The 25,257-nt window shown below is 73.3% G+C and carries 30 protein-coding genes and 1 pseudogene; 22 read left to right on the top strand and 9 right to left on the bottom strand.

The genetic code is table 11. The features are described 5' to 3' along the window. The first annotated feature begins 31 nt into the window (after window positions 1–31). The 3 genes from E1289_RS12570 to E1289_RS12560 all read left to right on the top strand — a co-directional run bounded on the left by E1289_RS12570 (window position 32) and on the right by E1289_RS12560 (window position 3,010). A complete protein-coding gene (locus E1289_RS12570; protein WP_243712782.1) occupies window positions 32–634 on the top strand; it encodes a TIGR00730 family Rossman fold protein in 603 nt (200 codons plus the stop codon). Window positions 635–728: 94 nt separating this feature from the next. Further along, window positions 729–1,583, top strand: coding sequence for an inositol monophosphatase family protein (locus tag E1289_RS12565; protein WP_131979362.1), 855 nt, complete (start codon window positions 729–731; stop codon window positions 1,581–1,583). 68 nt (window positions 1,584–1,651) lie between these two features. After that, entirely contained in the window at window positions 1,652–3,010 is a 1,359-nt protein-coding gene (locus E1289_RS12560) for an alkaline phosphatase PhoX (RefSeq protein WP_207928930.1), read from the top strand. Between the two features lie 5 nt (window positions 3,011–3,015). On the opposite strand, the gene E1289_RS12555 is transcribed toward E1289_RS12560, so the two are convergent. Continuing rightward, window positions 3,016–3,327 (bottom strand): hypothetical protein, encoded by a 312-nt coding sequence (locus E1289_RS12555; RefSeq protein WP_243712781.1) that lies wholly within the window; start codon window positions 3,325–3,327, stop codon window positions 3,016–3,018. Window positions 3,328–3,382: 55 nt separating this feature from the next. Between E1289_RS12555 and E1289_RS12550 the strand changes: the two genes are divergently transcribed. Genes E1289_RS12550 through E1289_RS12540 form a run of 3 tightly spaced genes read left to right on the top strand, consistent with a single transcriptional unit; the run spans window position 3,383 to window position 4,904 of the window. Then, window positions 3,383–3,889: a hypothetical protein gene (locus E1289_RS12550; RefSeq protein WP_131979353.1), complete on the top strand. Its 507-nt coding sequence runs from the start codon at window positions 3,383–3,385 to the stop codon at window positions 3,887–3,889. Next, window positions 3,886–4,314 carry an SRPBCC family protein gene (locus tag E1289_RS12545; RefSeq protein WP_131979350.1) on the top strand — a complete coding sequence of 143 codons (429 nt, stop codon included), beginning with the start codon at window positions 3,886–3,888 and terminating at the stop codon, window positions 4,312–4,314. Before E1289_RS12550 ends, E1289_RS12545 begins: the two co-directional genes overlap by 4 nt. 14 nt (window positions 4,315–4,328) lie before the next feature. Further along, on the top strand, window positions 4,329–4,904 hold the full coding sequence (locus E1289_RS12540; RefSeq protein WP_131979347.1) for a DNA-3-methyladenine glycosylase I: 576 nt from the start codon (window positions 4,329–4,331) through the stop codon (window positions 4,902–4,904). Window positions 4,905–4,946: 42 nt separating this feature from the next. Here the strand turns inward: E1289_RS12540 and E1289_RS12535 are convergent, their stop codons facing one another. Further along, a complete protein-coding gene (locus tag E1289_RS12535; RefSeq protein WP_131979344.1) occupies window positions 4,947–5,732 on the bottom strand; it encodes an enoyl-CoA hydratase-related protein in 786 nt (261 codons plus the stop codon). 266 nt (window positions 5,733–5,998) lie between these two features. Between E1289_RS12535 and E1289_RS12530 the strand changes: the two genes are divergently transcribed. Together E1289_RS12530 and E1289_RS12525 are read left to right on the top strand one after the other, a co-directional pair. Beyond that, the gene (locus E1289_RS12530) at window positions 5,999–6,166 is read left to right on the top strand and encodes a DUF3117 domain-containing protein (protein WP_131979341.1); all 168 of its coding nucleotides are present in this window, start codon (window positions 5,999–6,001) and stop codon (window positions 6,164–6,166) included. 101 nt (window positions 6,167–6,267) lie between these two features. Further along, window positions 6,268–7,740, top strand: coding sequence for a leucyl aminopeptidase family protein (locus E1289_RS12525; RefSeq protein ID WP_131979338.1), 1,473 nt, complete (start codon window positions 6,268–6,270; stop codon window positions 7,738–7,740). 41 nt (window positions 7,741–7,781) lie between these two features. On the opposite strand, the gene E1289_RS12520 is transcribed toward E1289_RS12525, so the two are convergent. Both E1289_RS12520 and E1289_RS12515 read right to left on the bottom strand, forming a co-directional pair. Next, complete coding sequence (locus E1289_RS12520; protein ID WP_243712780.1) at window positions 7,782–8,501, bottom strand: hypothetical protein; 720 nt, start codon at window positions 8,499–8,501, stop codon at window positions 7,782–7,784. Window positions 8,502–8,505: 4 nt separating this feature from the next. Beyond that, window positions 8,506–9,108: an O-methyltransferase gene (locus E1289_RS12515; protein WP_131979335.1), complete on the bottom strand. Its 603-nt coding sequence runs from the start codon at window positions 9,106–9,108 to the stop codon at window positions 8,506–8,508. A 251-nt stretch (window positions 9,109–9,359) separates the two neighbouring features. Between E1289_RS12515 and sigE the strand changes: the two genes are divergently transcribed. The 6 genes and pseudogenes from sigE to E1289_RS12490 all read left to right on the top strand — a co-directional run bounded on the left by sigE (window position 9,360) and on the right by E1289_RS12490 (window position 14,129). Beyond that, entirely contained in the window at window positions 9,360–10,094 is a 735-nt protein-coding gene (gene sigE / locus E1289_RS12510; protein WP_243712779.1) for an RNA polymerase sigma factor SigE, read from the top strand. Between the two features lie 54 nt (window positions 10,095–10,148). Then, window positions 10,149–10,235 (top strand): annotated as a pseudogene (locus tag E1289_RS39550) (hypothetical protein); the annotation flags it as partial. 235 nt (window positions 10,236–10,470) lie between these two features. Then, complete coding sequence (locus tag E1289_RS38170) at window positions 10,471–10,662, top strand: hypothetical protein (protein WP_165970451.1); 192 nt, start codon at window positions 10,471–10,473, stop codon at window positions 10,660–10,662. After that, window positions 10,659–11,765, top strand: coding sequence for a MucB/RseB C-terminal domain-containing protein (locus tag E1289_RS12500; protein ID WP_243712788.1), 1,107 nt, complete (start codon window positions 10,659–10,661; stop codon window positions 11,763–11,765). The genes E1289_RS38170 and E1289_RS12500 overlap by 4 nt, the downstream gene beginning before the upstream one ends. A 115-nt stretch (window positions 11,766–11,880) precedes the next feature. Beyond that, window positions 11,881–13,644 carry a trypsin-like peptidase domain-containing protein gene (locus E1289_RS12495; protein WP_131979331.1) on the top strand — a complete coding sequence of 588 codons (1,764 nt, stop codon included), beginning with the start codon at window positions 11,881–11,883 and terminating at the stop codon, window positions 13,642–13,644. A 131-nt stretch (window positions 13,645–13,775) separates the two neighbouring features. Continuing rightward, window positions 13,776–14,129: a sec-independent translocase gene (locus E1289_RS12490; RefSeq protein ID WP_131979451.1), complete on the top strand. Its 354-nt coding sequence runs from the start codon at window positions 13,776–13,778 to the stop codon at window positions 14,127–14,129. A 252-nt stretch (window positions 14,130–14,381) separates the two neighbouring features. Here E1289_RS12490 and E1289_RS12485 read toward each other — a convergent pair whose 3' ends face one another. After that, window positions 14,382–15,521: an Mrp/NBP35 family ATP-binding protein gene (locus E1289_RS12485; RefSeq protein WP_131979328.1), complete on the bottom strand. Its 1,140-nt coding sequence runs from the start codon at window positions 15,519–15,521 to the stop codon at window positions 14,382–14,384. 85 nt (window positions 15,522–15,606) lie between these two features. On the opposite strand from E1289_RS12485, the gene E1289_RS12480 reads away from it, so the two are divergent. Beyond that, the gene (locus tag E1289_RS12480; RefSeq protein ID WP_243712778.1) at window positions 15,607–16,041 is read left to right on the top strand and encodes a MarR family transcriptional regulator; all 435 of its coding nucleotides are present in this window, start codon (window positions 15,607–15,609) and stop codon (window positions 16,039–16,041) included. Here E1289_RS12480 and E1289_RS12475 read toward each other — a convergent pair. Beyond that, the gene (locus E1289_RS12475) at window positions 16,038–16,526 is read right to left on the bottom strand and encodes a DUF1003 domain-containing protein (RefSeq protein WP_131979325.1); all 489 of its coding nucleotides are present in this window, start codon (window positions 16,524–16,526) and stop codon (window positions 16,038–16,040) included. The genes E1289_RS12480 and E1289_RS12475 overlap by 4 nt on opposite strands. Beyond that, window positions 16,526–17,824 carry a CBS domain-containing protein gene (locus E1289_RS12470; protein WP_131979322.1) on the bottom strand — a complete coding sequence of 433 codons (1,299 nt, stop codon included), beginning with the start codon at window positions 17,822–17,824 and terminating at the stop codon, window positions 16,526–16,528. The genes E1289_RS12475 and E1289_RS12470 overlap by 1 nt, the downstream gene beginning before the upstream one ends. Before the next feature lie 129 nt (window positions 17,825–17,953). Here E1289_RS12470 and E1289_RS12465 point away from each other — a divergent pair, with 129 nt between their 5' ends. Next, on the top strand, window positions 17,954–18,853 hold the full coding sequence (locus E1289_RS12465) for an RNA polymerase sigma-70 factor (protein ID WP_131979319.1): 900 nt from the start codon (window positions 17,954–17,956) through the stop codon (window positions 18,851–18,853). 21 nt (window positions 18,854–18,874) lie between these two features. On the opposite strand, the gene E1289_RS12460 is transcribed toward E1289_RS12465, so the two are convergent. Beyond that, entirely contained in the window at window positions 18,875–19,378 is a 504-nt protein-coding gene (locus E1289_RS12460) for a hypothetical protein (protein ID WP_131979316.1), read from the bottom strand. A 52-nt stretch (window positions 19,379–19,430) separates the two neighbouring features. On the opposite strand from E1289_RS12460, the gene E1289_RS12455 reads away from it, so the two are divergent. Then, window positions 19,431–20,372 (top strand): CoA ester lyase, encoded by a 942-nt coding sequence (locus tag E1289_RS12455; RefSeq protein WP_131979313.1) that lies wholly within the window; start codon window positions 19,431–19,433, stop codon window positions 20,370–20,372. Window positions 20,373–20,421: 49 nt separating this feature from the next. Then, window positions 20,422–21,732 (top strand): CPBP family intramembrane glutamic endopeptidase, encoded by a 1,311-nt coding sequence (locus tag E1289_RS12450; protein WP_131979311.1) that lies wholly within the window; start codon window positions 20,422–20,424, stop codon window positions 21,730–21,732. A gap of 36 nt (window positions 21,733–21,768) precedes the next feature. Here E1289_RS12450 and E1289_RS12445 read toward each other — a convergent pair whose 3' ends face one another. Beyond that, window positions 21,769–22,158 (bottom strand): NUDIX domain-containing protein, encoded by a 390-nt coding sequence (locus tag E1289_RS12445; RefSeq protein WP_131979308.1) that lies wholly within the window; start codon window positions 22,156–22,158, stop codon window positions 21,769–21,771. A gap of 83 nt (window positions 22,159–22,241) precedes the next feature. Here E1289_RS12445 and E1289_RS12440 point away from each other — a divergent pair, with 83 nt between their 5' ends. From E1289_RS12440 to E1289_RS12425, 4 genes are all read left to right on the top strand, one after another. After that, a complete protein-coding gene (locus E1289_RS12440; protein WP_131979305.1) occupies window positions 22,242–22,886 on the top strand; it encodes a DUF6758 family protein in 645 nt (214 codons plus the stop codon). 37 nt (window positions 22,887–22,923) lie between these two features. Further along, on the top strand, window positions 22,924–23,775 hold the full coding sequence (locus E1289_RS12435; RefSeq protein WP_131979302.1) for a PHP domain-containing protein: 852 nt from the start codon (window positions 22,924–22,926) through the stop codon (window positions 23,773–23,775). 25 nt (window positions 23,776–23,800) lie between these two features. Next, entirely contained in the window at window positions 23,801–24,505 is a 705-nt protein-coding gene (locus E1289_RS12430) for an MBL fold metallo-hydrolase (protein WP_131979299.1), read from the top strand. Window positions 24,506–24,513: 8 nt separating this feature from the next. After that, window positions 24,514–25,257: PD-(D/E)XK nuclease family protein (locus E1289_RS12425; RefSeq protein WP_243712777.1), on the top strand; the 744-nt coding region annotated here is incomplete at its 3' end.

The raw sequence follows: 25,257 nt of genomic DNA, 5'->3' as shown, positions 1-25,257 counted from the left end.
ACCCGGGCCGGTCAGCGGTTAGATTGGCCCGGTGACCTCCGCGAAGCCGCTTGCCGTCTGCGTGTTCTGCTCGTCCAGCGGCAGGATCGACCGCCGCTACGTCGATCTCGCCGCGGACGCCGGCGCCGAGCTCGCCCGGCGGGGCCACAGCCTGGTCAGCGGCGGTGCCCAGGTGTCGTGCATGGGCGCCGTCGCCCGCGCCGCGCGGGCCGGCGGCGCCCGCACCGTCGGGGTGATCCCCGAGGGCCTCGTCAGCGTCGAGATCTCCGACGAGGACAACGACGAGCTGATCGTCACCCCCGACATGCGGACCCGCAAGGGCGAGATGGACCGCCGCAGCGACGCCTTCCTCATCCTGCCCGGCGGCATCGGCACGCTGGAGGAGCTGTTCGAGGTGTGGACGGCCCGGGTCCTGTCCATGCACGAGAAACCCGTCGTCGTCCTCGACCCGACCGGCGTCTACGACCCGCTCCGCGAGCTGATGGTGAGCCTCACCGAGCAGGGCTTCGCCCGCCACCGCATCTGGGACGCGATCGGCTGGACGACCACCGTCCCCGAGGCGTTCGACCTCCTTGAGCGGTCCCAGCCCCGCATCGAGTTCTCCGCGAGCGACTACGCCGAGACCCAGCTCTGACCACTCGCCGACCGGTACTTGCGGATCGGTGTTCGCGCGCCCTCGGATACCGTCGAGACGTGCGCGCCCCTGAACCGGCCCTGGCAGGAGACAAATGAACGCCGACGTGCCCGCCTCACGGGAACTGGCCGCGATCGCCGAGCTCGCCGCCCGCACGACCGGCGACCGGCTGCGGACGGCGTTCCGCTCCCGCCCCGAGATCGACCTCAAGCTGGACTTCCACGACCCGGTCACCGAGCACGACCGCGCGGCGGAGGAGACCATCCGGGAAGTGCTCGGCGAGCAGACCCCGGGCTGCGTCGTCGTGGGGGAGGAGGGCGGCGTCCAGGGCCGGGACGGCGGCGTCCGCTGGTACGTCGACCCCATCGACGGGACGGCCAACTTCGCGGTCGGCCTGCCGTTCTTCTGCACGTCCATCGCGGCCGTCGTGGACGGGGAACTGGTCGCGGGCGTGGTGTACGACCCGATCCACGACGACATGTTCACCGCCTCCCTGGACGGCGCGACCTGCAACGGCGAGCCGATCCGCAGCACCGGCGCGACCGGCGACCGGGGCGCGGTGCTCGCCACCTCCTACCCGGGCCCGTACGACCTGGCCGAGGGCGACCGGACGGAGACGCTGCGGCGCTACGGGGAGCTGATCGGCGCGTTCGCCACCGTGCGCAGGCCGGGCAGCGCCGCGCTGACCCTCGCGCACGTCGCGGCGGGCTGGACGGACGTCGCCTACGACTCGTCCATCAACGCCTACGACATCGCGGCCGGGCTGCTGCTGGTCAGGCAGGCGGGCGGGACCTACCTCCCGCTCCGCGGGAAGCCCGGCGGTGACGACTGGGACGCCCCCGGCTACCTCGCGTGCGTCGCCGGCTTCGACCTCGCCGGCTCCGCCGTCGCCGAGGTCGCCCACCTCACCGCACAAGATTGTCCTGGGGCTTTCCCGCCCGTCCGATGATCGTTAACCGGCGGTTCAGGGGCGGCGACCAGGCTCCCACGTGATCCCCTCACGTGAAGGAGTCCCCCATGTCCGTGACCCGTCGCGGAGTCGTCAAAGGCGGCGCGGCCGGCGCGCTGTCGATCGCCCTCGCCGGAAGCCTGGACGGCATCTTCCAGACCTCCGCGGGCGCCGCCACCGGAGAGGCGTACGGCTACGGCCCCCTGATCCCCGACCCCGAGGGCGTCCTGGACCTGCCCAAGGGCTTCTCGTACAAGATCCTGACGACGGAAGGCGACCCCATCTCCGATGGCGTCGTCGTCCCCGGCCACCAGGACGGCATGGCCTCGTTCCCGGTACGCGCCGGCCACGGCCACCGCGGCCACGGCAGGGGCCGCGGCGGCCGCCCCGGCAACACCCTGCTGGTGCTCAACCACGAGCAGGGCACCAACGGCACCCGTGCCGTCGGGACCCCCGAGCTGACCTACGACCCGGTGGCCAACGGCGGCACCACCACCCTTGAGGTCGACCGCGACGGCAACCTCCTGTCCCAGTACGTCAGCCTCGCCGGGACGGCCGTGAACTGCGCCGGCGGCCGCACGCCCTGGGGCACCTGGCTGACGTGCGAGGAGACCGAGGGCATCCGCGGCGAGAGCAAGAGCCACGGCTGGGTCTTCGAGGTCGACCCGTACGGCAGGGACACCAGGCCCGTCCCGCTGACCGGGCTCGGCCGCTTCGCCCACGAGGCCGTCGCCGTCGACCCGCACACCAACACCGCCTACCTGACCGAGGACGCGTCCGGCCCGTTCGGGCTGTTCTACCGGTTCCGTCCCCGCTCGCACCGCGGCGGCTACCACAGCTACCTGGCGGGCGGGACGCTGGATGCGCTGAACGTCCCGGGCGTCCCGGACCTGTCGATGGTCACCGAGCCCGGCACCCGGCTGCCCGCCCGGTGGGTGAGCGTCCCGGACCCGCTGGCCGGGCAGACGTCCGTCCGCAAGCAGTTCGACGACATCACGCGAAGCCAGAAGCTCGAAGGGGCCTGGTGGGGGCACGGCAAGGCGTACTTCGTCGCCAGCTTCTCCAGGAGGTCGTCCGGCGCCGCCGGTGACCACGCGGGCCAGGTCTGGACCTACGACCCGCGCCGCAACGAGGTCGAGCTCCAGCTCGTCTTCAAGCCCGGCGGGCGCTTCGACGGCCCGGACAACATCACCGTCTCCCCGTACGGCGGCGGCGTCATCCTGGCCGAGGACGGCGGCGGCGAGCAGTACCTGGTCGGCACCACGCGCGAGAACAAGCCGTTCGCGATGGCGCGCAACGCCCGCAACGACAGCGAGTTCACCGGCGTCACGTTCTCCCCGGACGGGCGCATCCTGTTCTTCAGCCGCCAATCGGGCCCGGGCGCGACGTTCGCGGTGCAGGGGCCCTGGCACCGCCTCCGCGGCTAGCCGGGTCAGGCGAGCCCCCGGCGGGACACCGCCGGGGGCCGGGTGCCCTCGATGGACGCGACCATGTCCAGGACCTCGCGCACCGCGGCCGCCTGCGACTCCGGCACGCGGAAGAGCGACACGCCCAGCCACGCGTAGACGGACGCGGCGGCGAGCAGACCGGGGTCGGGCTCCCGCGCGTCCGTCTCCAGCGTGACGAGGACCACGGCGTCACCGGCCGTGAGCCGCTCGATCCGGCCGGTCACCGGCGACGTGCCGGCGTCCACGACGCCGTCCGGAACCGGCGCGTCCGGTGAAAGGACTCTCCGCTCTTGCATCCCCATACCGTCAAGCGTGGCACGATCGTGGACTGGGGAACGTCTTCCCAGTGGGGTGCGAGCAGAACGGAGCCTGATCGTGGTCGTGGTCCTCGTCCTGGCCGGCCTGGCCGTGCTGGGCGCCGTCGTCGCCCTCGCCATGGGCAGGGGCGGCGAGCTGGCCGAGACCCATCCGGACTATCCGCCGCTTCCGGTCGGCGCGGACGGCGGTCCCATCACCGGGGAGGACGTCGTCCGGCTGCGGCTGCCCCGCACGTTCTGGGGCTACCAGCCGCAGCTGACGGACGAGGCCCTGCACCGTCTCGCCGACGCGCTGCACGAACGCGACGCCCGCGTCGCCGCGCTCGAACAGCGGCTCCACGAGCTCCACGAGCTGCACGGCGCCCCGGAGGACCGCGACGCCCCGGCAGACCGCGGCGGCCCGGTCGGCGCCCTGCACGGCCTGGAGGAGCCGAGCTGGAACGGCGCGCCGCCGGCGCGCGAGGAGAACGGCGCGGGCGGGGCGAACGTCGGCCGCGCGGCGGACGAGCCGGTCGGCGGCGCGAAGGAGGACCACCGGTGAGCGTCGTCGCCGTCCACGCCGAGGCCGTCTCGGACGCCCCCGCGGAACGCGTCTTCGCGGTCCTGACCGACTGGCCCCGGCACGGCGAGTGGATGCCCTTCACCCGCGCGGAAGGCGGCGACAAGGTCGGCGACGAGATCCGGGGTTGGACGGGCGTCGGCCCGGTCGGCTTCCTCGACACGATGGTGATCACCGACTGGCGGGACGGCCGCCGCGTCGCGGTGCGGCACACCGGGCGCGTCGTGCGCGGCGAGGCGTGGTTCAAGGTCGTCCCCGAGGGCCTCGGCAGCCGGATCGTGTGGGCCGAGCGCGTCGACCTGCCGCTCGGCCCGCTGGGACGCGCCGGATGGATCGTCGCGGGCCCCGTCGTGAAGGCGTTCATGACCCTCGGGCTGCGGCGGCTGGCCGCGCTGTCACAGGCGTGAGGTAGAACGGGCGGGTGAGCACCGCCATCCGGGGCGACGACGGGCTGGCCCGCTGCCCGTGGGGCCTGTCCGCGCCCGACTACGTCGCCTACCACGATCAGGAATGGGGCCGCCCCGTCCGCGACGACCAGGGCCTCTACGAGCGGCTCTGCCTGGAGGCGTTCCAGTCCGGGCTGTCGTGGCTGACGATTCTGCGCAAGCGCGAGGGCTTCCGCGCCGCGTTCGCCGGGTTCGACCTGGCGAAGGTCGCCGCGTTCGGCCCCGCCGACGTCGAGCGGCTGCTGGGCGACGCCTCCATCGTCCGCAACCGGGCGAAGATCGAGGCGGCGATCGGCAACGCCCGCGCCGCGCTCGACCTCCCCGGCGGCCTCGCCGCGACCGCGTGGCGCTACGCCGACCCCGGCGCGCCGGCGTACGCGGACACGGCGGACGTGCCCGCGTACACCGACGGGTCGAAGGCCCTGGCCAAGGAGCTGAAGAAGCACGGTTTCCGCTTCGTCGGCCCCACCACCGCCTACGCCCTCATGCAGGCGTGCGGCCTGGTCGACGACCATCTGACCGGCTGTCACCGCCGCGGCGCCTACCGCTGAGGCCGCTGACCGGTGCGGGCGGCCCCACCGGCCGGGTGCGGGCTACCGGCCCTCGAACGCGGGCTGCTGCTTCTTCAGGAACGCCTCGGTCGCGTTGCGGTGGTCGCTGGTCTCCGCGCACTCGTCCTGGAGCTCGGCCTCCCGCTCCAGCGAGGACGCCAGGTCGTGCGTCGCCGCGTGGTCGAGCGCCGCCTTCACCGCGCCGTAGGAGACCGTCGGGCCCTCGGCGAGGCGGCGGGCCAGCTCCACCGACGCCGGGGCCAGCTCGTCCGCCGGGACGACCCGGCTCACCAGCCCGAGCTCCAGGGCCTCCTGCGCCTTCACCGGCTCGCCCAGCAGCAGCAGCTCGGCGGCCTTGGCGCGGCCGACGAGCCGCTGGAGCGTCCACGACATGCCGCTGTCGGGGGCGAGGCCGATCCCGGTGAACGCCGTCGCGAACCGTGCCTTGTCGGACGCGACGACCAGGTCGCACGCGAACGCCAGCGCGGCCCCCGCGCCCGCCGCCACCCCGTTCACCGCCGCCACGACCGGTTTCCGCATGCCCGCTATCGCCAGCACGATCGGGTTGTAGTGCTTGCGGACCGTGTCGTCCAGGCCCTTGCCCGCGGCGAGGTTGTCGCCGTGCTCACGCAGGTCCTGCCCGGCGCAGAAGGCCCGCCCGGCACCGGTGAGGATCACCGCGCGGGCCGCGGGATCGGCCGCGGCGCGGACCACGGTCGCGCGCAGCAGCTCCTTCATCTCGGCCGTCAGCGAATTCATGCCGTCCGGGCGGTTCAGTGTGATAGTTCCCACACCGTCGGTCACGTCGTAGCGCACGGTCTCAGACATCGGTGTCCTCCATGGTCCGTAGTAGATCTCCCAAGGCAACCATCCGCGAACCCGGGGGCGGCGGGCAAGGGCCCGCGGACCACGGCCGGCGGGCGCCGATCCGCACGCCTCCGGCGCACCGCTCGGCCGATCTGGAGGCTGATCGTTACCACTTCGCGCCCGGAAGACGAGATAATGGACCACCTATTGATGACGCGGATGCGACACGCGGCCACGCGGCCAAGGGTGTGCGAGGCCGCGGCCCTACGCAGGAAGGGGATGCACGCATGGCGGCGATGAAGCCGCGGACGGGAGACGGTCCGCTCGAAGTGACCAAGGAGGGACGCGGCATCGTCATGCGGGTCCCTCTCGAAGGCGGCGGCCGTCTCGTGGTCGAGCTCTCCGCCGACGAGGCCAAGGAACTCGGCAACGCCATCAAGGAAGTCGTGGGCTGACGACGCCGCCGATCCCGGCTTACTGGTGACGGTCCCGGCGGAACCGCCGGGGCCCTTGCCATTCCCGTAGGCAGCACGACGCACAGGGGGGAACCGCCGCCATGCCCATCGAGACCCGCATGCGCGGTGCCGGCGGCACCGTGTCGCAGACGGCGCTCGACCTCGACGCCGAGGTCGTCGCCGTCCCCGTCGGGAAGGGGCCGGTCGCGCCGGTGACCGAGGTGGCGGAGTCGCTGCCGTTCACGCTGGACGAGCTGCTGGCGCTGCACGACGCCAAGGGCGAGCCGGGCGAGATCGTGTCCGCCCAGGTCCGCCTCGGCGACCGGGTGCGGGAGCTCCTGCTGTACGGGGTGGGCGATGCGGCCCCGGCCGACCTGCGCAAGGCCGGCGCCGCACTGGCCCGCCGCGGCAAGGGGCGGACCGCGCTGGCCGCGGCCGCGCCCGCCGGCGTCTCCGCCGCCGCCCTGGCCGCCTTCGCCGAGGGCGCGCTGCTCGCCTGCTACGAATTCAAGATCGGGAAGCCGCCCGCGAAGAGGGCGGTCGGCACGGTCGCCGTCGTCACCGGGGCGGGGCCCGCAGCCGCCGCCCCGGCGATCGAGCTGGGCACCGCCCGCGCCCAGGCCACCGCGCTGGCCCGCGACCTCGCCAACACCCCGTCCCGCGAGAAGGACCCGTCCTGGCTCGCCGGGGAGGCCGAGCGGGTCGCCGCCGACACCGGTCTCACCGTTCGCGTGCGCGGTGAGAAGGAGCTCGTCGACGCGGGCTTCGGGGGCCTCGTGGCCGTCGGGGGCGGGTCGTCGCGCCCGCCCCGCCTGATCGAGATGTCCTACGTGCCAGACGGCGACGCGGAGCGGCATGTCGTCCTGGTGGGCAAGGGCATCACGTTCGACAGCGGCGGCCTGTCGCTCAAGCCCAACGAGGGCATGAAGGCGATGAAGACCGACATGGCGGGCGGCGCGGTGGTCATCGCCGTGCTGAGCGCGCTGCGCGGTCTCGGCGTCCGCGCCCGGGTGACCGGGCTGATCGCCGCCGCGGAGAACATGCCGTCCGGGTCGTCCATGCGGCCCGGGGACGTGATCACCCACTACGGCGGGAAGACGTCGGAGGTGCTGAACACCGACGCCGAGGGGCGCCTCGTGCTGGCCGACGCCCTCGCCTACGCGGACGCCGCGCTCGACCCCGACGTGATCGTGGACGTGGCGACGCTGACCGGTGCGGCCAAGGTCGCGCTGGGCCTGCGGCACGCGGCGCTGTTCTCCACCGACGACGAGCTCGCCGCGGCGCTGACGAGCGCCGGGACGGCCGCCGGCGACCCGGTGTGGCGGCTCCCGCTCGTCGACGACTACCGCGCCGCCATCGACTCCGACGTCGCCGACATCAACAACATCGGCCGCGGCGGCTACGGCGGCGGCTCCATCACGGCGGCGCTGTTCCTGCGCGAGTTCGCCGGCGAGCGCCCCTGGGCGCACCTGGACATCGCCGGCCCCGGCCGCGCCACCTCCGACGACGCCGAGATCACCCGCGGCGCGACGGGCTTCGGCACCCGCCTGCTGCTCGGCTGGCTGACCGGCTGACGGCCCCCGCGCGGGTCACCGCGCGGGTCACCGCGCGGGGGTCACTTCGTGCGGCGGTCGATCACCGGGACGCGGCGGCGCGCCCTGGCCTCCTTGACGATCCGCGGGAGCTTCGCGTCCCAGTTCCGCTCGACCGCGAAGCACCACGGGACGGCCTCGGCGGTGGCCGGCACGTCCCGCATGGTCATCGCCACCAGCCGCGGCCGTTCGGACGTCCGGGCCATCTCGACGAGTTCCGGGGTGCGCAGGAACACGACGTAGTCCAGTTCGCCCCTGCGGGTGCCGTCGACGCCGCGCCGCAGGGCCGCGATCGCCCGCACGTCGTCCCAGGGCAGCGTCTTCCCGGCCCGGCGGGGCAGCGGCCAGCGCGCGGTGCGGCGGACGCCGTCCGCGTCCAGTTCCAGGACGGGACGGCGCGCGACCATCTGCCCGGCCGACAGGAACAGCCCCGTGCCGAACAGCGCGAGCCCGGCGAAGCCGAAGACCGAGAACATGACGCCGCCGAGGGTGGCGCCGCCCGTCACGCCGCCGGCGACGAACGCCGCCGACGCCGCGAGCAGGATCAGGGACGCGACGAGCAGCCAGGCGTCCCGCCACGTCACCCGGACCCGGACGGCGAACGGCTCGCCCGCCCCGGCCCGGGCCTCCCCGCCTTCGTCGGAGAGGCCCTCCGCGGGCACGGCTTGGTCAGGTGCGGCTTCGTCAGGTGCGGCCTTGGCGGCGGCTTTGGCGGGGGCGGCTTCGTCGGGGGCGGCTTCCATCGGGTCAGCCGCTCTTCACCGCGCACAGCAGGCCGTCGCCCACCGGGAGCAGCATCGGGACGAGCCGCTCGTCGTCGCGGATCATCCGGTGCACCTCGCGGATCGCCTCGGTGTCGGGGTCGCGCCGGTTCGGGTCGGCGACCCGGTCGTGCCACAGCGCGTTGTCGAACGCGACCACGCCGCCCGGCCGCAGCAGCCGCAGCGCGTCCGTCAGGTACTCGGGGTACTCGCGCTTCTGCGCGTCGCAGAACACCAGGTCGTAGGCGCCGTCGGTGAGCCGCGGCAGCACCTCCAGCGCCGGCCCGGTGATCATCCGGGTGCGGAAGGAGCCGAGGCCCGCCGCCACGTACGCCTGCTTCGCCATCCGCTGGTGCTCGGGGTCGATGTCGACGCTCGTCAGCACCGCGTCCTTCGGCATTCCCCGCATCAGCCAGATGCCGGACACGCCGCAGCCGGAGCCGACCTCCACCACCGTCCGCGCGCCGAGCAGCGTGGCGAGAAAGCGCAGCGCCGCCCCGGCGGCCGCGCCGATCGGCACGGCGCCGATCTCCTCGCCTCGGCGCCTGGCGTCCAGGAGCGACTCGTCTTCGGGGAGGTAATCCTCCACATAGGCCCGGGTGGCCTGAACGGCGTCGATGGCTGCCTCCTCGCGGGACCCCCGCCTGGGTCATGCTGGAAAGACCATATCGCTGACAGGGAACCAACTGGAGTTTCAGCGCGTTGTAACGACGGAAGGAATTCGCTCACGAGCGGGTTCCTTCTGCGAGAACCGAGTCGGTATAGACCGCCCCAGCCCAGGCGAGACCGTGCCGTTCCAAGGCGAGACCTTGGCTCACGAGAGAGGAACAGCCCGGCACCATGGGAGTCGCAGCACTCAGTTTCAGAAGCGCTGTGGGGGTCGGCCCCAGGCAAGGGGTGGGCAGTGGCACGAGCGCCCGCGAGAACGCCCCCGAGGCAGAATGGGCACCGCCGTCCTGGGACGAGGTCGTCCGCGAGCATTCCGCCCGCGTCTACCGGCTCGCCTACCGGCTGACCGGTAACCAGCACGACGCGGAAGACCTCACGCAGGAGGTCTTCGTCCGCGTGTTCCGTTCCCTGTCGAACTACACGCCGGGCACGTTCGAAGGCTGGCTGCACCGGATCACCACGAACCTGTTCCTCGACATGGCGCGGCGCCGCCAGCGCATCCGCTTCGAGGGCCTCGCCGACGACGCCGCCGAACGCCTCCAGGGCCGCGAGCCGACCCCGGCGCAGGTGTTCGACGACACCAACTTCGACGCCGACGTGCAGGAGGCGCTCGACGCGCTGGCGCCCGAGTACCGGGCCGCCGTCGTGCTGTGCGACATCGAGGGACTGTCCTACGAGGAGATCTCCGCGACGCTCGGCGTCAAGCTCGGAACCGTGCGCAGCCGCATCCACCGGGGGCGGGCGCAGCTGCGCGGGGCGCTGGAGCACCGCGCGCCGACCCGCCGCAGGCCCGGCACCAGGAACGAGTACCAGGCGCTGCGGGCGGTGGAAGCCGCGGAGGACGACGAGACGACGGGGGGCGTGCACGTGGCGGGCGGCCTCCGGCCGCAGCCGGAGGGCGTGTAAGTGTAGGTCCGAATCTGGTTTGCCCACCGCGCGCGGGGCGGGTCCGCGCGCCCGATGGAACGGAACGACGGAGGCGGCGTGAGTTGTCTGGGGGAGCGTCTGACCGCTCTGGTCGACGGTGAGCTGGGGCACGAGGAGCGCGACCGCGCCCTCGCCCACCTCGCGGGCTGCGCCCAGTGCAGGGACGAGGTCACCGCGCTGCGCCTGCTCAAGGGGCGGCTGCGCGGCCTGTCGGACGCCCCGCTCGCCGACGCGGCCGGCGGCCTCCCGTCCGACGACTTCCTGACCCGCCTGCGCTCCCTCGGCGCGTCCGCACGGCGGCCGCCCCGGGCACGCGGCCGTCCTGCCCGCTCAGCAGCGGCGCCGCTACCTCGTCATGGGCGCCGCCACCCTGTTCATCGGCCTCGGCACCGCGTCCTACGCCGCCGGCGGGCGGCAGGAGGCGCCGAGCGTCACGCCCGCCTTCGACCGCTTCGCCGTCGAGCACGCGCTGACCGCCGGCGACGCGCCGCTGACCGACCCGCTCACCGACCCGTCCTCGCGGGTCCCGGTCGCTCCGGGGCCGTGAGCGCGAGGGCCGTGCTCGGCCGGGGACGGCGCCGCACCGCCCTGGCCTGCGGGCTGGCGGGTGCCCTCGCGCTGGTCGCGGCGCTCGCGGGCGAACCGGCCGCCGCCCGGGACGTCCGCAGCGACCCCCGCGCCGTGGCGCTGCTGCGCTCCGCCGCCGACGCCGCGAGCCGCGTCCCGTACCACGGCCGGCGGTTCCTCACGACGGCGAGCCGCAGCCGGTCCATGACGTCCCGGGTGTCGGTGGCCCACACCCCCGGCGACGGCGTCCGCTACCGGCCGGGAACCGCCCGGCGGGGCTACCGGACCGAGTCCGCCGCCGATGACACGACCGGCTTCACCCCGGAGACGCTCGCCCTGCTGACCCGGAACTACTCGGTGGTCCGTGTCGAGGACTCCGCGGTCTGCGGCAGGCGCGCCCGCGTCGTCGAGGCCCGCCGCGCGGACGGCAGCCCCGCCGGGCGCTTCTGGATCGACGCCGAGACCGGGCTGATGCTGCACCGCGAGCTGATCGACGCCACCGGACGCGCCGTGGTGATCAGCGGCTTCAGCGAGATCAGCTTCACCGAGCCGCCCTCGGAACCCGCGGTGCTCGACGGCCCCCGCAACGGGCTCGCACGGTTTCCCGGGCCCGCCGGGAACCGTTCCGGAGGCGAAGGCGACATAGTCCTGTGGGGCGACGAACTGGACCGTGCCGACCTCGACGGGCTGCGCGACCTCGGCTGGCCCGTCCCCGACGACCTGCCGGGGCGGCTCACCCTCCACGACGCCCGCCGCGAGCCGGACGGCGGCACCGTCCACCTCAGCTACTCCGACGGCCTCGCCGCCGTCTCGGTGTTCGTCCAGCCCGGCAGGCTGGACGAACGGGCCATGGACGGCTGGCAGAAGACCGTCAAGCGCGGCCGGACGGTGTACGGCGCCGGCTCGCTGCGGCACTGGGCCGTCTCCGCGGACGACGGCTACGTGGTCACGGTGCTGACCGACGCCCCGCAGAGCACCGCCGAGGCGGTCGCGGCGCACCTGCCCTGGGAGGCCGACCCCTTCTGGTCGCGGCTGTCCCGCGGCGCCCGCCGGCTCACCGCCGCGGCCAACCCGTTCGACTGAACAAGATGATCACTTATGGGCGAGCGTATCGACAGAAGGTCTTATGCTCCTCACATGCCTTTGCGGGCACGATGAGCACGGATGACCAGGACCATGCTCGGTAGGAGAGATGGGGATGACGGAAGACAACCGCGGGCCGGTCAGGGCGGCGGAGGACGGCGGCGCCGTCCCCGGCCAGGAACCTGAGCGGCAGGAGGCGGCGGCTCCGCCCGAGACGGTGACCGACCGGGAGATCCCCCAGGAGCAGCCTGCGGACGACCCCGAGCCCGAGACCGGTCCCGCGCAGCCGGGTGCCGCCGAGGACGCAGCCGACGAGTCCGCGCCCGGCGACCGCCTCGTGGCGGGCGGGTTCGCGCCGCCGGACTCGTCGTTCGGGCCGCCCGACACCAGCGAGGACGTCCTGTCCCGGCCGGCGCCCGCCGCCGACATGGGGCCGCAGGAGGTGCCGCTGCAGGACGCGTCGCCGAGCGACATGCCGCAGCCCCCGCCGCCGGTCCAGCTCGGCAAGCCCGGCGTGGACGACGACCGCCCGCGCCCGGGGTTCGTGCCCCACCACCAGGACCCGCGGGCCGCCCAGCACGGGCAGCAGCCCTACGGCGGCTGGCCGCAGCAGGGCCCGCCGCCCGCCGGTGGCCCGCCGCCCGCGCCGATGGGGCCGCCGCCCGCGCCGATGGGCCCCCCGCCCGGCGGAGGCCCCCGGCCGATGGCCGGATACGGGACACCGCCCGGAGGCGGCCCGAACTGGGCGCCGGTCCCCGCCCCGCCGTCGTCCTCGCGCAGCGGCCCGGGCCTGGGGCTCCTCGCCGTCATCGCGGTGATCGTCGCGCTGGTGGCCGGAGCGCTCGGCGCCGGGATCGGCGTGGTCGCCGCGCCCGGCGACGACGGCGGATCGATCAGCCTCGGGGGCGGTGACACCAACAGCGGCGGCGAGGTGCAGGCCCGCCCGCCGGACTCGGTCGCCGGCGTGGCGCAGCGCGTCCTGCCGAGCGTCGTGATGATCCGCGTGGAGTCCTCGCAGGGCGAGGTCGGCGGCACCGGCTTCATCGTCAACGGCGGCTACATCATCACCAACAACCACGTCGTCGCCGGCGCCGGCGGCAGCGCGATCGAGGTCGTCTTCAACGACAAGAAGACGCTGCCCGCCACCGTCAAGGGCGCCGATCCCACCTCGGACGTCGCCGTCCTGCAGCCGCAGGGCGAGCACTCGCTGCCCGCGCTCACCGTCGGCGACTCCAGCAAGATCGCCGTCGGCGACCCGGTGATCGCGATCGGCTCGCCGCTCGGCCTCCAGGGCTCGGTCACCACCGGCATCGTCAGCTCGCTGAACCGCGCCGTGCCCACCCGCGGCGAAGGCGGCGACGCGTCCTTCCTCAACGCGATCCAGACCGACGCGGCCATCAACCCGGGCAACTCCGGCGGACCGCTCGTGGACGCCAAGGGCCGTGTGATCGGCATCAACACCGCCATCGCCACCCTCGGCGGCGGGCAGGGCCTCGGCGAGCAGCCGAGCGGCAGCATCGGCCTCGGCTTCGCGATCCCCATCAACCAGGGCAAGCGGGTCGCCGAGGAGATCATCCGCAACGGCAGCGTCCGGCAGGCCAAGCTCGGCGTCCTCCCCGACCCCCGCTACCAGGAGGGCGGCGCGCGGATCATGCCGGAGGCCGTCAACGGGCAGGAGCCGGTGACCAGGAACGGCCCCGCCGACAAGGCCGGCCTCAAGCCCGGCGATGTGATCACCCGCATCGACGACAAGCCCATCGAGGACGCCACCGACCTCATCGCGCAGATCCGCAGCCGCGCCCCCGGCGACCGCATCACGGTCACCTACCAGCGCGACGGCCGCGAAAGCACCGTCGAGGTCACCCTGGGCTCCGACTAGGAAAGCGTGAACGCGGTCCCGGGCGAACATGTACCGGGCAAATACCGGGGGTCCGGTTCGTCCGGGCTCGGGATACGCTTGGGGAGCCGGTCCGCCGCAGGACCGGTCCCCTTCGCTGCATGGAGGACGGGTTGTTCGACGTCGGAGTCGGTGAGATGGCGATGCTCGCCGTGCTCGCCCTGGTCATCTTCGGGGACAAACTGCCTCAGGTCGCCGGCCAGGCCGGCCGCATGCTGCGCCAGTTCCGCCAGATGGCCAACAACGCCAAGGCGGATCTGCAGGAGGGCCTCGGCCCCGAATTCAAAGACTTCGACATCAACGACCTCAACCCGAAGACGTTCGTCCGCAAACACCTCCTGGAGGACGACGACACCCCCCTGAACAACAAGGGCGGAGTCTTCGACGACGAACTCTCCTACGCCACCGCCGCCGACGACCGCCTGGACCACGGCGAACGCCCCCCGTTCGACAACGAGGCTACTTAGTTTGGGGGGGCGACCCCCCAAACCCCCCGTTGCGCGCGGCGGACCGTTTCCCGATCCGCTCCGCGTCTCGTGAAACGGCCCGCCGCGCGGCGGGCCGTGCGGCCTCCGGTCGCAGCACGACCTCCGGCCGCACGACCCGTGGGTGATCATGCACGTAGGCGCGTGCCTGCGGGCCCACTCCAAGTCCCTCGATGTGCAGGCAGCCACGTATCGCAATGGTGACGAGCCGGGCCGTACGGTCGCGGTGGGCTGTCAGGTCCTCTTGGGGGAGATGCCCAGGGACATGCCGGCCAGGCCGCGGCTTCGGCCGGCCAGGGTGTCGGCGATCGTGCGGAGCTCCTTGGCGGCGCCGGCGTCCGGGTCGGAGAGGACCAGGGGGTCTCCCTCGTCGCCGCCCTCGCGGAGGCGCGGGTCGATCTGGACCTGGCCCAGGAGGGGGACGCGGGTGCCGAGGGTCTTCGTCAGGGCGTCCGCCACCGTCTGGCCGCCGCCCTCGCCGAAGATGAACTGCCGCTCGCCGCAGTGCGGGCAGGACAGGTACGACATGTTCTCGATGACGCCGACGACCTGCTGGTGGGTCTGCGCGGCGATCGCGCCGGCGCGCTCGGCGACCTCCGCCGCCGCCTGCTGCGGGGTGGTGACGACGAGGATCTCCGCGGCCGGCAGCAGCTGCGCGACGGAGATCGCGATGTCGCCGGTGCCGGGCGGGAGGTCCATCAGGAGGATGTCGAGGTCGCCCCAGTAGACGTCCGCGAGGAACTGCTGGAGCGCGCGGTGCAGCATCGGGCCGCGCCACACGACCGGCTGGTTCCCGGCGGTGAACATGCCCACCGAGATGACCTTCACGCCGTGCGCCGACGGCGGCATGATCATGTCCTGGACCTTGGTGGGCGAGTTCTCGACGCCGAGCATGCGCGGGACGGAGTGGCCGTAGATGTCGGCGTCCACGACGCCGACCTTGCGGCCCTGCGCGGCGAGCGCGGCGGCCAGGTTGACCGTCACCGACGACTTGCCGACGCCGCCCTTGCCGCTCGCGACCGCGTACACCTTGGTCAGCGAGCCGGGCTTGGCGAACGGGATCTCCTTGGCGGGCTCGCCGCCGCGGAGCTTGGTCTGCAGGTCCTTGCGCTGCTCCTCGCTCATCACGTCGAGTTCGACGTGCACCGAGGCCACGCCGTCGAGTTTGGAGACGGCCTCCGTGACGTTCTTGGTGATGGTGTCCTTCATCGGACATCCGGCGACGGTCAGGTAGACGCCGACGCGGACGGAGCCGTCCGCGTCGATGTCGACGCTCTTGACCATGTCGAGCTCGGTGATGGGCTTGCGGATCTCAGGATCGTTCACGGTTGCGAGCGCCGCGGTCACCTGCTCGGTCGTCAACTGGGAGGCCATGGGTCCATGGTACGAACCCAAAGCAAAACCCAGGTATCCGGGTGGCCGTCCTCACAGTCGCCGCGCGCCGCCGTAACATCGGTGCGTGACCACCAGCACCGTCTCGGCCGCCGAATTGCTCGTCTGGCGCACGATGCTCCGAGCCCAGGCGCGGATCTCCCGCCGTGTGCAAGCCGATCTGCTGGCCCGCCACGACCTGCCGCTCGGCTCCTACGAGGTGCTCATGCACCTCGGCGAGGCCGGGCGGCTCCGCATGAACGACCTCGCCGACCGCGTCCTGCTGTCCCGCAGCGGGCTGACCCGGCTCGTCGACCGGCTGGAGCGCGAGGGGCTGGTCACCCGGCAGACGTGCCCGAGCGACGCGCGCGGCCTGTACGCGGCCCTGACCGCCGCCGGGCGGGCCCGGCTCGACGAGGCCACCCCCACCTACCGGCAGGGTGTCCGCGACTACCTGCTGAGCCGCCTGGACGAGCCCGATCTGCGCGGCCTGCAGGAGATCCTGGCCAAGCTCGCCGACTAGGCGGCGGGGTCCTTGGCGTCCAGCTCCTTCATGACCTGCTGGAGTTCCGAGCGCAGGAAATCGCGCGTGACGACCTCGCTCAGCGCCACCCGCAGCCCGGCGATCTCCCGCGTCAGGTACTCGGTGTCGGCGATGGTGCGCTCGCTCTGCGCCCGGTCCTGCTCGTACTGGACGCGGTCCCGGTCGTCCTGCCGGTTCTGCGCGAGCAGGATCAGCGGCGCCGCGTAGGACGCCTGGATCGACAGGATCAGCGTCAGGAAGATGAACGGGTACGGGTCGAACCGCAGGAACGGCGGCGCGAGGATGTTCCACGCCATCCACACCGTGATGAACACGGTCAGGTAGACGAGGAACCTGGCCGTCCCGAGGAACCGCGCGATCCGCTCGGACAGCCGCCCGAAGGACTCGGGGTCGTAGTGCGGCACGAAGGTCCGGCGGATCTCCCGCGGCTGGTCCAGGCGGGCGGTCATCTGGCGTGTCGTCATCACATCTTCCCCCGGAGAGCCTCTTCCTCGGGATCCGCCGACTCCTCCGCGCTCGCGTCCATCAGCGACTCCCGCCAGTCCGGCGGCAGCAGATGGTCGAGGACGTCGTCGATGGTCACCGCGCCGAGCAGGTGGCCGTTCTCGTCCACGACGGCGCCCGCGACGAGGTTGTAGGTGGCAAGGAACATCGCGACGGCCTCCAGCGACATCGTGGGCCGCAGCTGGTCGAGCCCGGTGTCCACGATCCCGGCGACGAGCGTCGGCGGCGGCTCCCGCAGGAGCTTCTGGAAGTGGACCGTCCCCAGGTACTGCCCGGTCGGCGTCGCGGTAGGCGGGCGGCACACGTACACCTGCGCGGCCAGCGCCGGGTTCAGGTCGGGCCGCCTGATCAGCGCGAGCGCCTCGGCGACCGTCGCGTCCGGAGGGACGATCACCGGGTCGGTCGTCATCAGGCCGCCGGCCGAGTAATCCTCGTAGGTCAGCAGCCGCCGGACGGGCGCCGCGTCCTGCGGCTCCATCAGCGTCAGCAGCCGCTCCCGCTGCTCGGTCGGCAGGTCGCCGAGCAGGTCGGCGGCGTCGTCGGGGCCCATGGCCTCCAGCACGCGGGCGGCCCGGTTCACGCCGAGCTTGCCGAGGAGCTCGATCTGGTCGTCCTCGGGCAGCTCCTCCAGGACGTCCGCGAGCCGCTCGTCGTCGAGCGCGACGGCGACCTCGGAACGCCGTTTCTCCGGCAGCTCGTGCACGACGTTCGCCAGGTCGGCGGGCTTCATCCCCTCGAACGCGGCGATCAGCGCGGCGGCGCCCTGCCCGTGCTCGACGGCGGAGAAGCCCTCCACGGTGTCCCAGTCCACGACGATGGTCTCGCCGCGCTTGCGGAGCCCGCGGCCCCTCCTGCGGCGCACCGCCACCTTGTTGACGATCCAGTCCCTGGTGCGGGTCGGCTCCATCGACACGTCGACGACCGAGACGGGTTCGCCGCCGTCGCGGAACCGGACGGTGCGGTCCAGCAGCTCGGCGATGACCAGCGTCTCCGACTCGCGCTTGCTGAACCGCCGCACGTTCAGCCGCCCGTCGAAGACGATCGCGTCCGCCTCGATGACCGACACCCGCGTGATCGGCACGAACACGGTCCGCCGCGACGTGACCTCCACCACCAGGCCCAGCACCCGCGGCGGGCGCGGTGCGAGCCGCATCGACACCACCACGTCGCGGACCCTGCCGACCTGGTCACCGGCCGGATCGAACACCGCGACGCCCGCGAGCCGGGCGATGAAGACCCGTGACGGAGCTCCGCTCATGGCGAGGACACTACCCATGATCTCCTTTCTGATCCGGGACCGGGCGGGCGATATCGGACACCCGTGGGAGGGGCATGTCACGTTTCCCCGGGACGAGAGGAACGCCCCGGGGCGTGAAAGGGTGGGGCCATGAGGGACGCGTTCGAGGACCCCTTCGAGGAGCACCGCAACCTGCTGTTCGCCGTCGCGTACCGGATGCTGGGCACGGCGGCCGACGCGGAGGACGCCGTCCAGGACGCGTGGCTCCGCTGGTCCTCGAAGGACCGCACCGACGTCGCCGAACCCAAGGCGTATCTCATCCGGATCACCACCAACGTGGCGCTCGACCGGCTGCGCTCGGCGCAGGCGCGGCGCGAGACCTACGTCGGGCCGTGGCTGCCCGAGCCGATGCTGACCTCCCCGGACGTCGCCGACAACGCCGAGCTCTCCGAATCGGTGTCGATGGCGATGCTCGTCGTGCTGGAGACGCTGAGCCCCCTCGAACGGGCCGTGTTCGTCCTCAAGGAAGTGTTCGGCTACCCGTACGCGGAGATCGCCGACGCGCTCGACCGGTCGGAGACGTCCGTGCGGCAGCTCGGCTCCCGCGCCCGCAGGCACGTGGAGGCGCGGCGCACCCGCTTCGAGGCGGGCGGCACCGAGCGGCGCAAGGTCACCGAGCGGTTCTTCGACGCGGTCCTCGGCGGCGACATCAACCGGCTCATGGAGGCCCTCGCCCCGGACGTGGCGCTGTGGACGGACGGCGGCGGCAAGGTCCGGGCGGCGCGGCGCGTCATCCACGGAGCCGACCGGGTCTGCCGCTGGCTCGCCGGGATCCTGGGCCAGCCCTACGCGGGCGTGGAGCCCGCCGACATGCGGGTGCGGCACGTCGACCTCAACGGCGAACCGGCCCTCGTCGTGGACGGTCCCGACCGCCCGCTGAGCACCGTCACCGTCGACCTCGACGACGCCGGCCGGGTCCGGGCCGTCCACCTGGTCGCCAACCCCGACAAGCTCCGCTCCGTGGCCGAAGGCCGCCGGCTGCCGGCGTGACCGGCGCCACCGGCCGGGGCGCTACCGGTCGACTTGGCGGCGCTTGCCGCCGAAGAGGCGGGGCGGGGCGCCCGCGGTCGTCGCGGGCGTCGGGACGGGACGGACGGTCGCGTAGTCGTCGGTGGACTCGGTGACCGGCAGCGCGGGAGTGAGCCGGACGATCCACGACTCGGTCGCCCAGCGCTCCACCTGACCCTCGTGGGAGGCCGCGTTCAGGCGGGCCTTGGCGAGCAGCGGCGCCACGGTGCCCCAGAGTTCGGTGCCCGGCTCGACCGGCTCGGCGTCGGCGACGAACGAGACGAGCCGGCCGCCCTTGTCCTTGCTGCGCAGGATCACCGTCACCTGCGCGGACTCCGGGAGGCCGGGCAGCGGCTGCTCGCCCTCCCCGCCGGTCAGGACGTAGGCGGAGCCGTCGTGCCACACGTGCCAGGCCGCCCTCGGCTGCCGCAGGCCGGGGAGGTCCAGCCACAGCAGGTCCGACTTCTTGGCGGCCTCCTCCACCAGCGCCCGGTTCAGCTCAACCATGCCCGTCACCCATGTCTAGAGGGTCTCACACCGGTGGATAGCATCCGGGGCCATGCGCTCACGTCGTACCACGCTCGCGGTCCCCGGCAGCAATGCCCGCTTCATCGAGAAGGCGCAGGGGCTCCCCGCGGACGAGATCTTCCTGGATCTGGAGGACGCCGTCGCGCCGTCCGCGAAGGAGGAGGCCCGCGCGACGGTCGTCGCGGCGCTCAACGAGGGCGACTGGTCCGGCAAGACCCGGGTGGTGCGCGTCAACGACCTGGACACCCACTGGGCCTACCGCGACGTGATCGAGGTCGTGGAGGGCGCCGGCGCCGAACTGGACGCGATCATGCTGCCGAAGGTGCGGGACGCCTCCCATGTCCAGTGGCTCGACCGGCTCCTCACCCAGCTCGAGCGGGCGACGGACCTGCCGGTCGGCCGCATCGGCATCGAGGCGCAGATCGAGGACGCCCGGGGTCTCGCCGGCATCGACGCGATCGCGGCGTCCTCGCCCCGGCTGGAGACGCTCGTCCTCGGCCCCGGCGACCTCATGGCGTCGCTCAACATGGGCACGCTCGTCGTCGGGGAGCAGCCGCCCGGCTACACCGAGGGCGACGCCTACCACTACATCCTGATGCGGATCCTGGTCGCCGCCCGCGCCAACGACCTGCAGGCCATCGACGGGCCCTACTTCAACGTCCGGGACGTGGAGGCGTTCACGCGGGTCGCGCGGCGGTCCGCGGCGCTGGGGTTCGACGGGAAATGGGTGCTGCACCCGTCCCAGATCGAGGCGGGGAACGCGGTGTTCTCCCCGTCCCAGGAGGACTACGACCACGCCGAGCTGATCCTCGAAGCCTACGATCACTACGTCACCGTGGAGGGGCGCGGCGCCGCCGTCCTCGGCGACGAGATGATCGACGAGGCGTCTCGGAAGATGGCCCGGGTCGTCGCCGCCAAGGGCCGCGCGGCCGGGCTGGCGCGCACGAAGCGTTTCGACCCCCCGGGGAACTGACCACCCGTACGATTCGTCCACGGATGTAAGGGCTTCGGGAGGGCCGAACGTGTCAGAACGAGGGGAAGCCGACGGCTGGACCCCGCTGGACCCGGGCATGACCGGCGACCGGCCCGCGGAGCCGCGCCCCCGGGACGAGCGGCCGGCCCCATCGGGCGCGCCCGACCCGGGGCAGGCGCAGCCGTACTCCGCGGGTACGCCGTACTGGCCGGGCGCCCCGGCGCAGCCGCCGGGGTGGGACGCGACGTACGGGACGGCCCCCCAAGATCCCTACTGGCAGGGCTCCTACGGGCAGGCTCCTCATCCGCAGGCGTATCCGGGCTACGGGATGCGGCCCGTCAAGACGTCCTGGGTCGTGGAGGCGCCGGCCGGGAGCCCGTTCCACCGCCTGGCACGGAACGATGTGCACCGCTGGTGGCGTCCCGTGCTCGGCACCCTGACCATCCTCGCCATCGGCATGGGCCTGGTCCTGGGGCTCATGATCGCCGGGACGATCATCGCCTGGGCGGTGACGGGGGAGCTGCCCGACCTGTCCGGGACGAACGCCACGGTGTTCGAGAACGACACCGCCGACCTGGCGATCAACCTGGCCATGCTCGCGGTGTTCCTGCCGGTGACGCTGTTCGCGGCGTGGGGCATCCAGCGGCGCAGGCCCGGCACGCTGTCGTCGGTCGCGGGCCGGCTGCGCTGGAAGTGGCTGCTGGTCTGCTGCGGCCTCGCGGTCGGGTTCTGCATCGTGGCGTTCGGGACGTCGCTCGTGGCGGAGACGGTCATGGACGACCCGCCCGGTGGTGACGATGAGTGGGTCGGCTGGGATGCGTTCCTCCTCCCCGCGATCGTCATCCTCCTCCTGGTGCCGTTCCAGGCCGCGGCGGAGGAGTACGTCTTCCGCGGCTGGATGCTGCAGGCCGTGGGTGCCTGCACGCTGGAGAACGCCAAGCGCAAGGTCGGGCGGGCGCTCAGCGTCGTGTTCCGCACACCCTGGCCCGGCATCGTCGTCGGCTCCGCGCTGTTCACGGCCGGGCACGGCTACACGGGCTGGGGAATCCTCGACATCTTCGTCTTCGGCGCCATCGCGGCGTGGGTGACGGTGCGCACGGGCGGACTGGAGGCGGCCATCGCCCTCCACGTGTTCAACAACCTCATGGCGTTCATGTTCTCCGCCGCCGTCGGGGAACTGGACATCGTGCAGGGCGCGGTGCCGTGGGAGGTCGTCGTGGCCGACATCGTGCCGATGGTCCTGTTCGCGGCGGTGGCCGTCCGGCTGGCGCGGCGGATGCGCGTCCAGACCGTCGCCCCGGGCCCCGCCGAGGACGACACCCCGGCGCCGGCCGACAGCAGCCCCGCGCACGTCTCATAGCCCGCGCCTCACTGCCCGCGCCTCACTGCCCGCGCCTCACAGCAGGCCCCACAGCACGAGCGCGTCGAGCAGGCCGGGCACGACGGGGAGGTCTCCCAGCGCGTCCGGGGCGATCCACCGGACGTCGGACGCGTCGTCCCCGGCGCGGAGCGTCCCACCCGCCACTGTCGCGACATAGTCGTGGATCTCGTAGGTGACCCCGCCTGCCCCCGGGCGCTCCACCGTCCCGGCCAGCGCGCCGACGACGACGTCCAGCCCGGTCTCCTCCTTCAGCTCCCGCACGACCGCGGCCGGGTCGTCCTCGCCGGGCTCGACCCGCCCGCCCGGGATCGACCACAGGCCCTCGCCCGGCGGGCGCGCCCGCTTCACCAGGAGCAGCCGCCCGTCGTCGTCCTGCACGATCCCGCCGACACAACGCACACGCATGACCCCATTTTGTTCCCCCTTTTCCAGCCGGCGACCCGCCCGGCCTTGACGGGCCGGGAGGAGGCTGCGCAGGGTGGGTAATCATGAGGGCGGAGCCCATTTGCCCGCGCTGCGCGGGCCCCCTGCATGCGCCGAACCTCTGGTCGAGCGACTGGAGCTGCAGCGTGCACGGCGTCGTCCTGCCGAGGCAGCCCGCCAAGCGACCCGGCCCGGACGGGCTGGCCGCCGTGCTGCGCGACGCGCACGTCCCCGTCTGGACGCCCTGGCCCCTTCCGCTGGGCTGGCTCGTCACGGGGTTCGCCACGGTCGGGGACGACCGCAGCGGCGCGCGGGCGACGGCGGTCGCCGTGTCCGGGCCGGGGCTGCTCGCCGGCCCCGCCGACATGGTGCTGATCGCCGAGGAGCCGGGCATCGGCCTCGGCGCCCACTACGCGGGCCTCGACGGCTCCGACCCCGGCGAGGTGTTCGACGGCCCGCCGCACGTGAAACTCGACGTCAGCGGCCCCGCCGCGACCTGCGGGCATACCGTGCCGATGTGGACGGTCAACGGCGAAGCCGACCGTGCCGTGTTCGTGGGGGAGGCGATGGGCCACTGGCTCTGGGCCGTGCTGTGGCCCGCCGACGCCGGGGTCCTGCTGCTGGAGCGCCAGACCCTGCTCGATCTGCGCGAGCCGGGGATGGAACTCGACCTCCCCTACGGCGCCTACAGCCCGCGACTCGACGAGTGACACCCCATACGCGGCGACGACTTGGTATGAACGGGCCATGCGGATCGATCTGCACAGCCACAGCGACGCGTCCGACGGCACCCGGCCGCCCGCCGAGGTCGTCCGGCGGGCGCGGGCGAACGGCCTGGACGTGCTGGCGCTCACCGACCACGACACCGTCGCAGGCTGGGACGAGGCCGCCGGGGCGCTGCCCGAGGGGCTGACGCTCGTCCCCGGCATCGAGCTGTCGTGCGTGCAGGACGGCCGCAGCCTCCACCTGCTCGGCTACCTGTTCGACCCGGACGCCCCGGACCTGGCCGCCGAACTCGCCCGCGTCCGCGACGACCGGGTGGTCAGGGCGCGGGCCATGGTCGACCGGCTTCGCGACCTCGGCGTGGACGTCACCTGGGAGATGGTCCGTGCGCTGGCCAGAGGCGAGGCGGTCGGGCGTCCGCACATCGCGCGGGCCATGGTCGATGCGGGCGCGATCCGCGACATCGACGAGGCGTTCACCCCGCGCTGGATCGCGCAGGGCGGGCGCGCCTACGCCGAGCGGTACGCGCTCGAACCGGAGCGGGCGATCGGGCTCGTCCGCGCGGCCGGGGGAGTGTGCGTGCTGGCCCACCCCAGGGCGCGGCGCCGCGGGTACGTGTTCTCCGACGAGGTGATCGAGAAGCTCGCCGCCGCCGGGCTCGCCGGGATCGAGGCCGACCACCCCGACCACGTCCCCGAGGACCGTGCCCGCCTGCGCGACCTCGCGTCCGCCCTGGACCTCGCCGTGACCGGTTCCAGCGACGACCACGGGGAGCCGACCGGCGACCGCCTCGGCGCCGAGACGACCGCGCCCGCCGACTACGAGCGGCTGGTGGCCGGAGCGGCCGACGGTGATTCCCGAGTGCCCGAAACGTGACACGAAGCACGATAGGGTTCGGAGGGTGGACGCGCGCATCGAACAGGTCGTGACGTCGGGGCAGGTCTCCCTGGACGACACCGACTACGACGTCGAGAACAACACCTACATCATCGGTGACGACGACGAGGTCATCGTGATCGATCCGGCGCACGACGCCGAGGCCATCCTCAAGGAGGTCGGTGACCGCGAGGTCATGGCCGTCCTGCTGACCGACGGCAACGATCACCACCTCAACGTGGTCCTCGAGGTCGCCGCCGCGGGCGAGGAGGAAGAGGAGAACTGGGCCCCGATCGCGCTGCACCGCGGCGACCGGCTGCTGTGGCGCGACTACTTCGGCCGCCTCGCCAAGGAGGAGGACGACGAGGACGACGCCAAGGCCCTGCGCTCCCTCGAACCCGACATCTGGCTGGAGGACGGCGGCGTCTTCGAGATCGCCGACGCGCAGCTGGAGATCGTGCACACCCCGGGCCACACCCCCGGCAGCGTCTGCGTGATCAGCGAGCAGCTCGGCGTCCTGTTCTCCGGCGACACGCTGCACCGGGGCCGTCCCGGCTCCATCGGCGGCGTCTACGAGGACCTGCGCAAGCAGCTCAACTCCATCGGCGCCCTGCTCACCCCGCTCCCGAAGGACCTGAAGGTCCTGCCCGCCCAGGGCGAGGAGACCAACGTCGGCGAAGAGGACTCCCGCTGGGAGTCGTGGGGCGCGCTCGCGCAGGACGAGGACTGACGGCGTCGTTGAACGCCGAGCAGCTCGGCTTCGAGGGCATGCCCCGGCGGCTGTACACGTGCACGCCGTCGAGGCTGAACACCTGGCTCGACTGCCCGCGCCGGTACCGGATGACGTACCTCGATCGTCCGATGCCGCCGAAGGGTCCGCCGTGGGCGCACAACAGCGTCGGCGCGAGCATCCACAACGCCCTGGCGGGGTGGTGGCGGCTGCCCGTCCGCGACCGCACCCCGGAGGCCGCCGGGAGCCTGCTCGTCCGCGGCTGGCTGACGGACGGGTTCCGCGACGACGCGCAGTCCGCGCGGTGGCGTGACCGGGCCCGCGAGATGACCGAGCGGTACGCCGCGGGCCTCGACCCGTCGGACGAGCCGGTCGGCGTCGAGCGCACGGTCGCCACCCGCACCGACCGCATCGCCGTGTCCGGCCGCATCGACCGCCTCGACGCCCGCGGCTCCGAACTCGCCGTCGTCGACTACAAGACGGGACGCCGCGTCCCCACGTCCGACGACGCCCGCGGGTCCCTCGCCCTCGCCATCTACGCCGTCGCCGCGGCCAGGGTGCTGCGCCGCCCCTGCCACCGCGTCGAACTGCACCATCTGCCGTCCGGCCAGGTCGCGGCCTGGGACCACACGGACGAGACCCTGGACCGGCACATCCGCCGCGCCGAGGGGATCGCCGCCGAGGCCGCCGATGCCGACGAGGGCTATCGCGCTCTGGCGGGGGGTGTGGGGGGTCGTCCCTCCGCAGAGGGG

Origin of the sequence: Actinomadura sp. 6K520, assembly GCF_004349245.1 — a bacterium.
In the GTDB taxonomy this organism is placed as follows: domain Bacteria; phylum Actinomycetota; class Actinomycetes; order Streptosporangiales; family Streptosporangiaceae; genus Spirillospora.
Note: the sequence above shows the minus strand (reverse complement) of the source record. Positions and strands in the feature narration are given on the sequence as shown.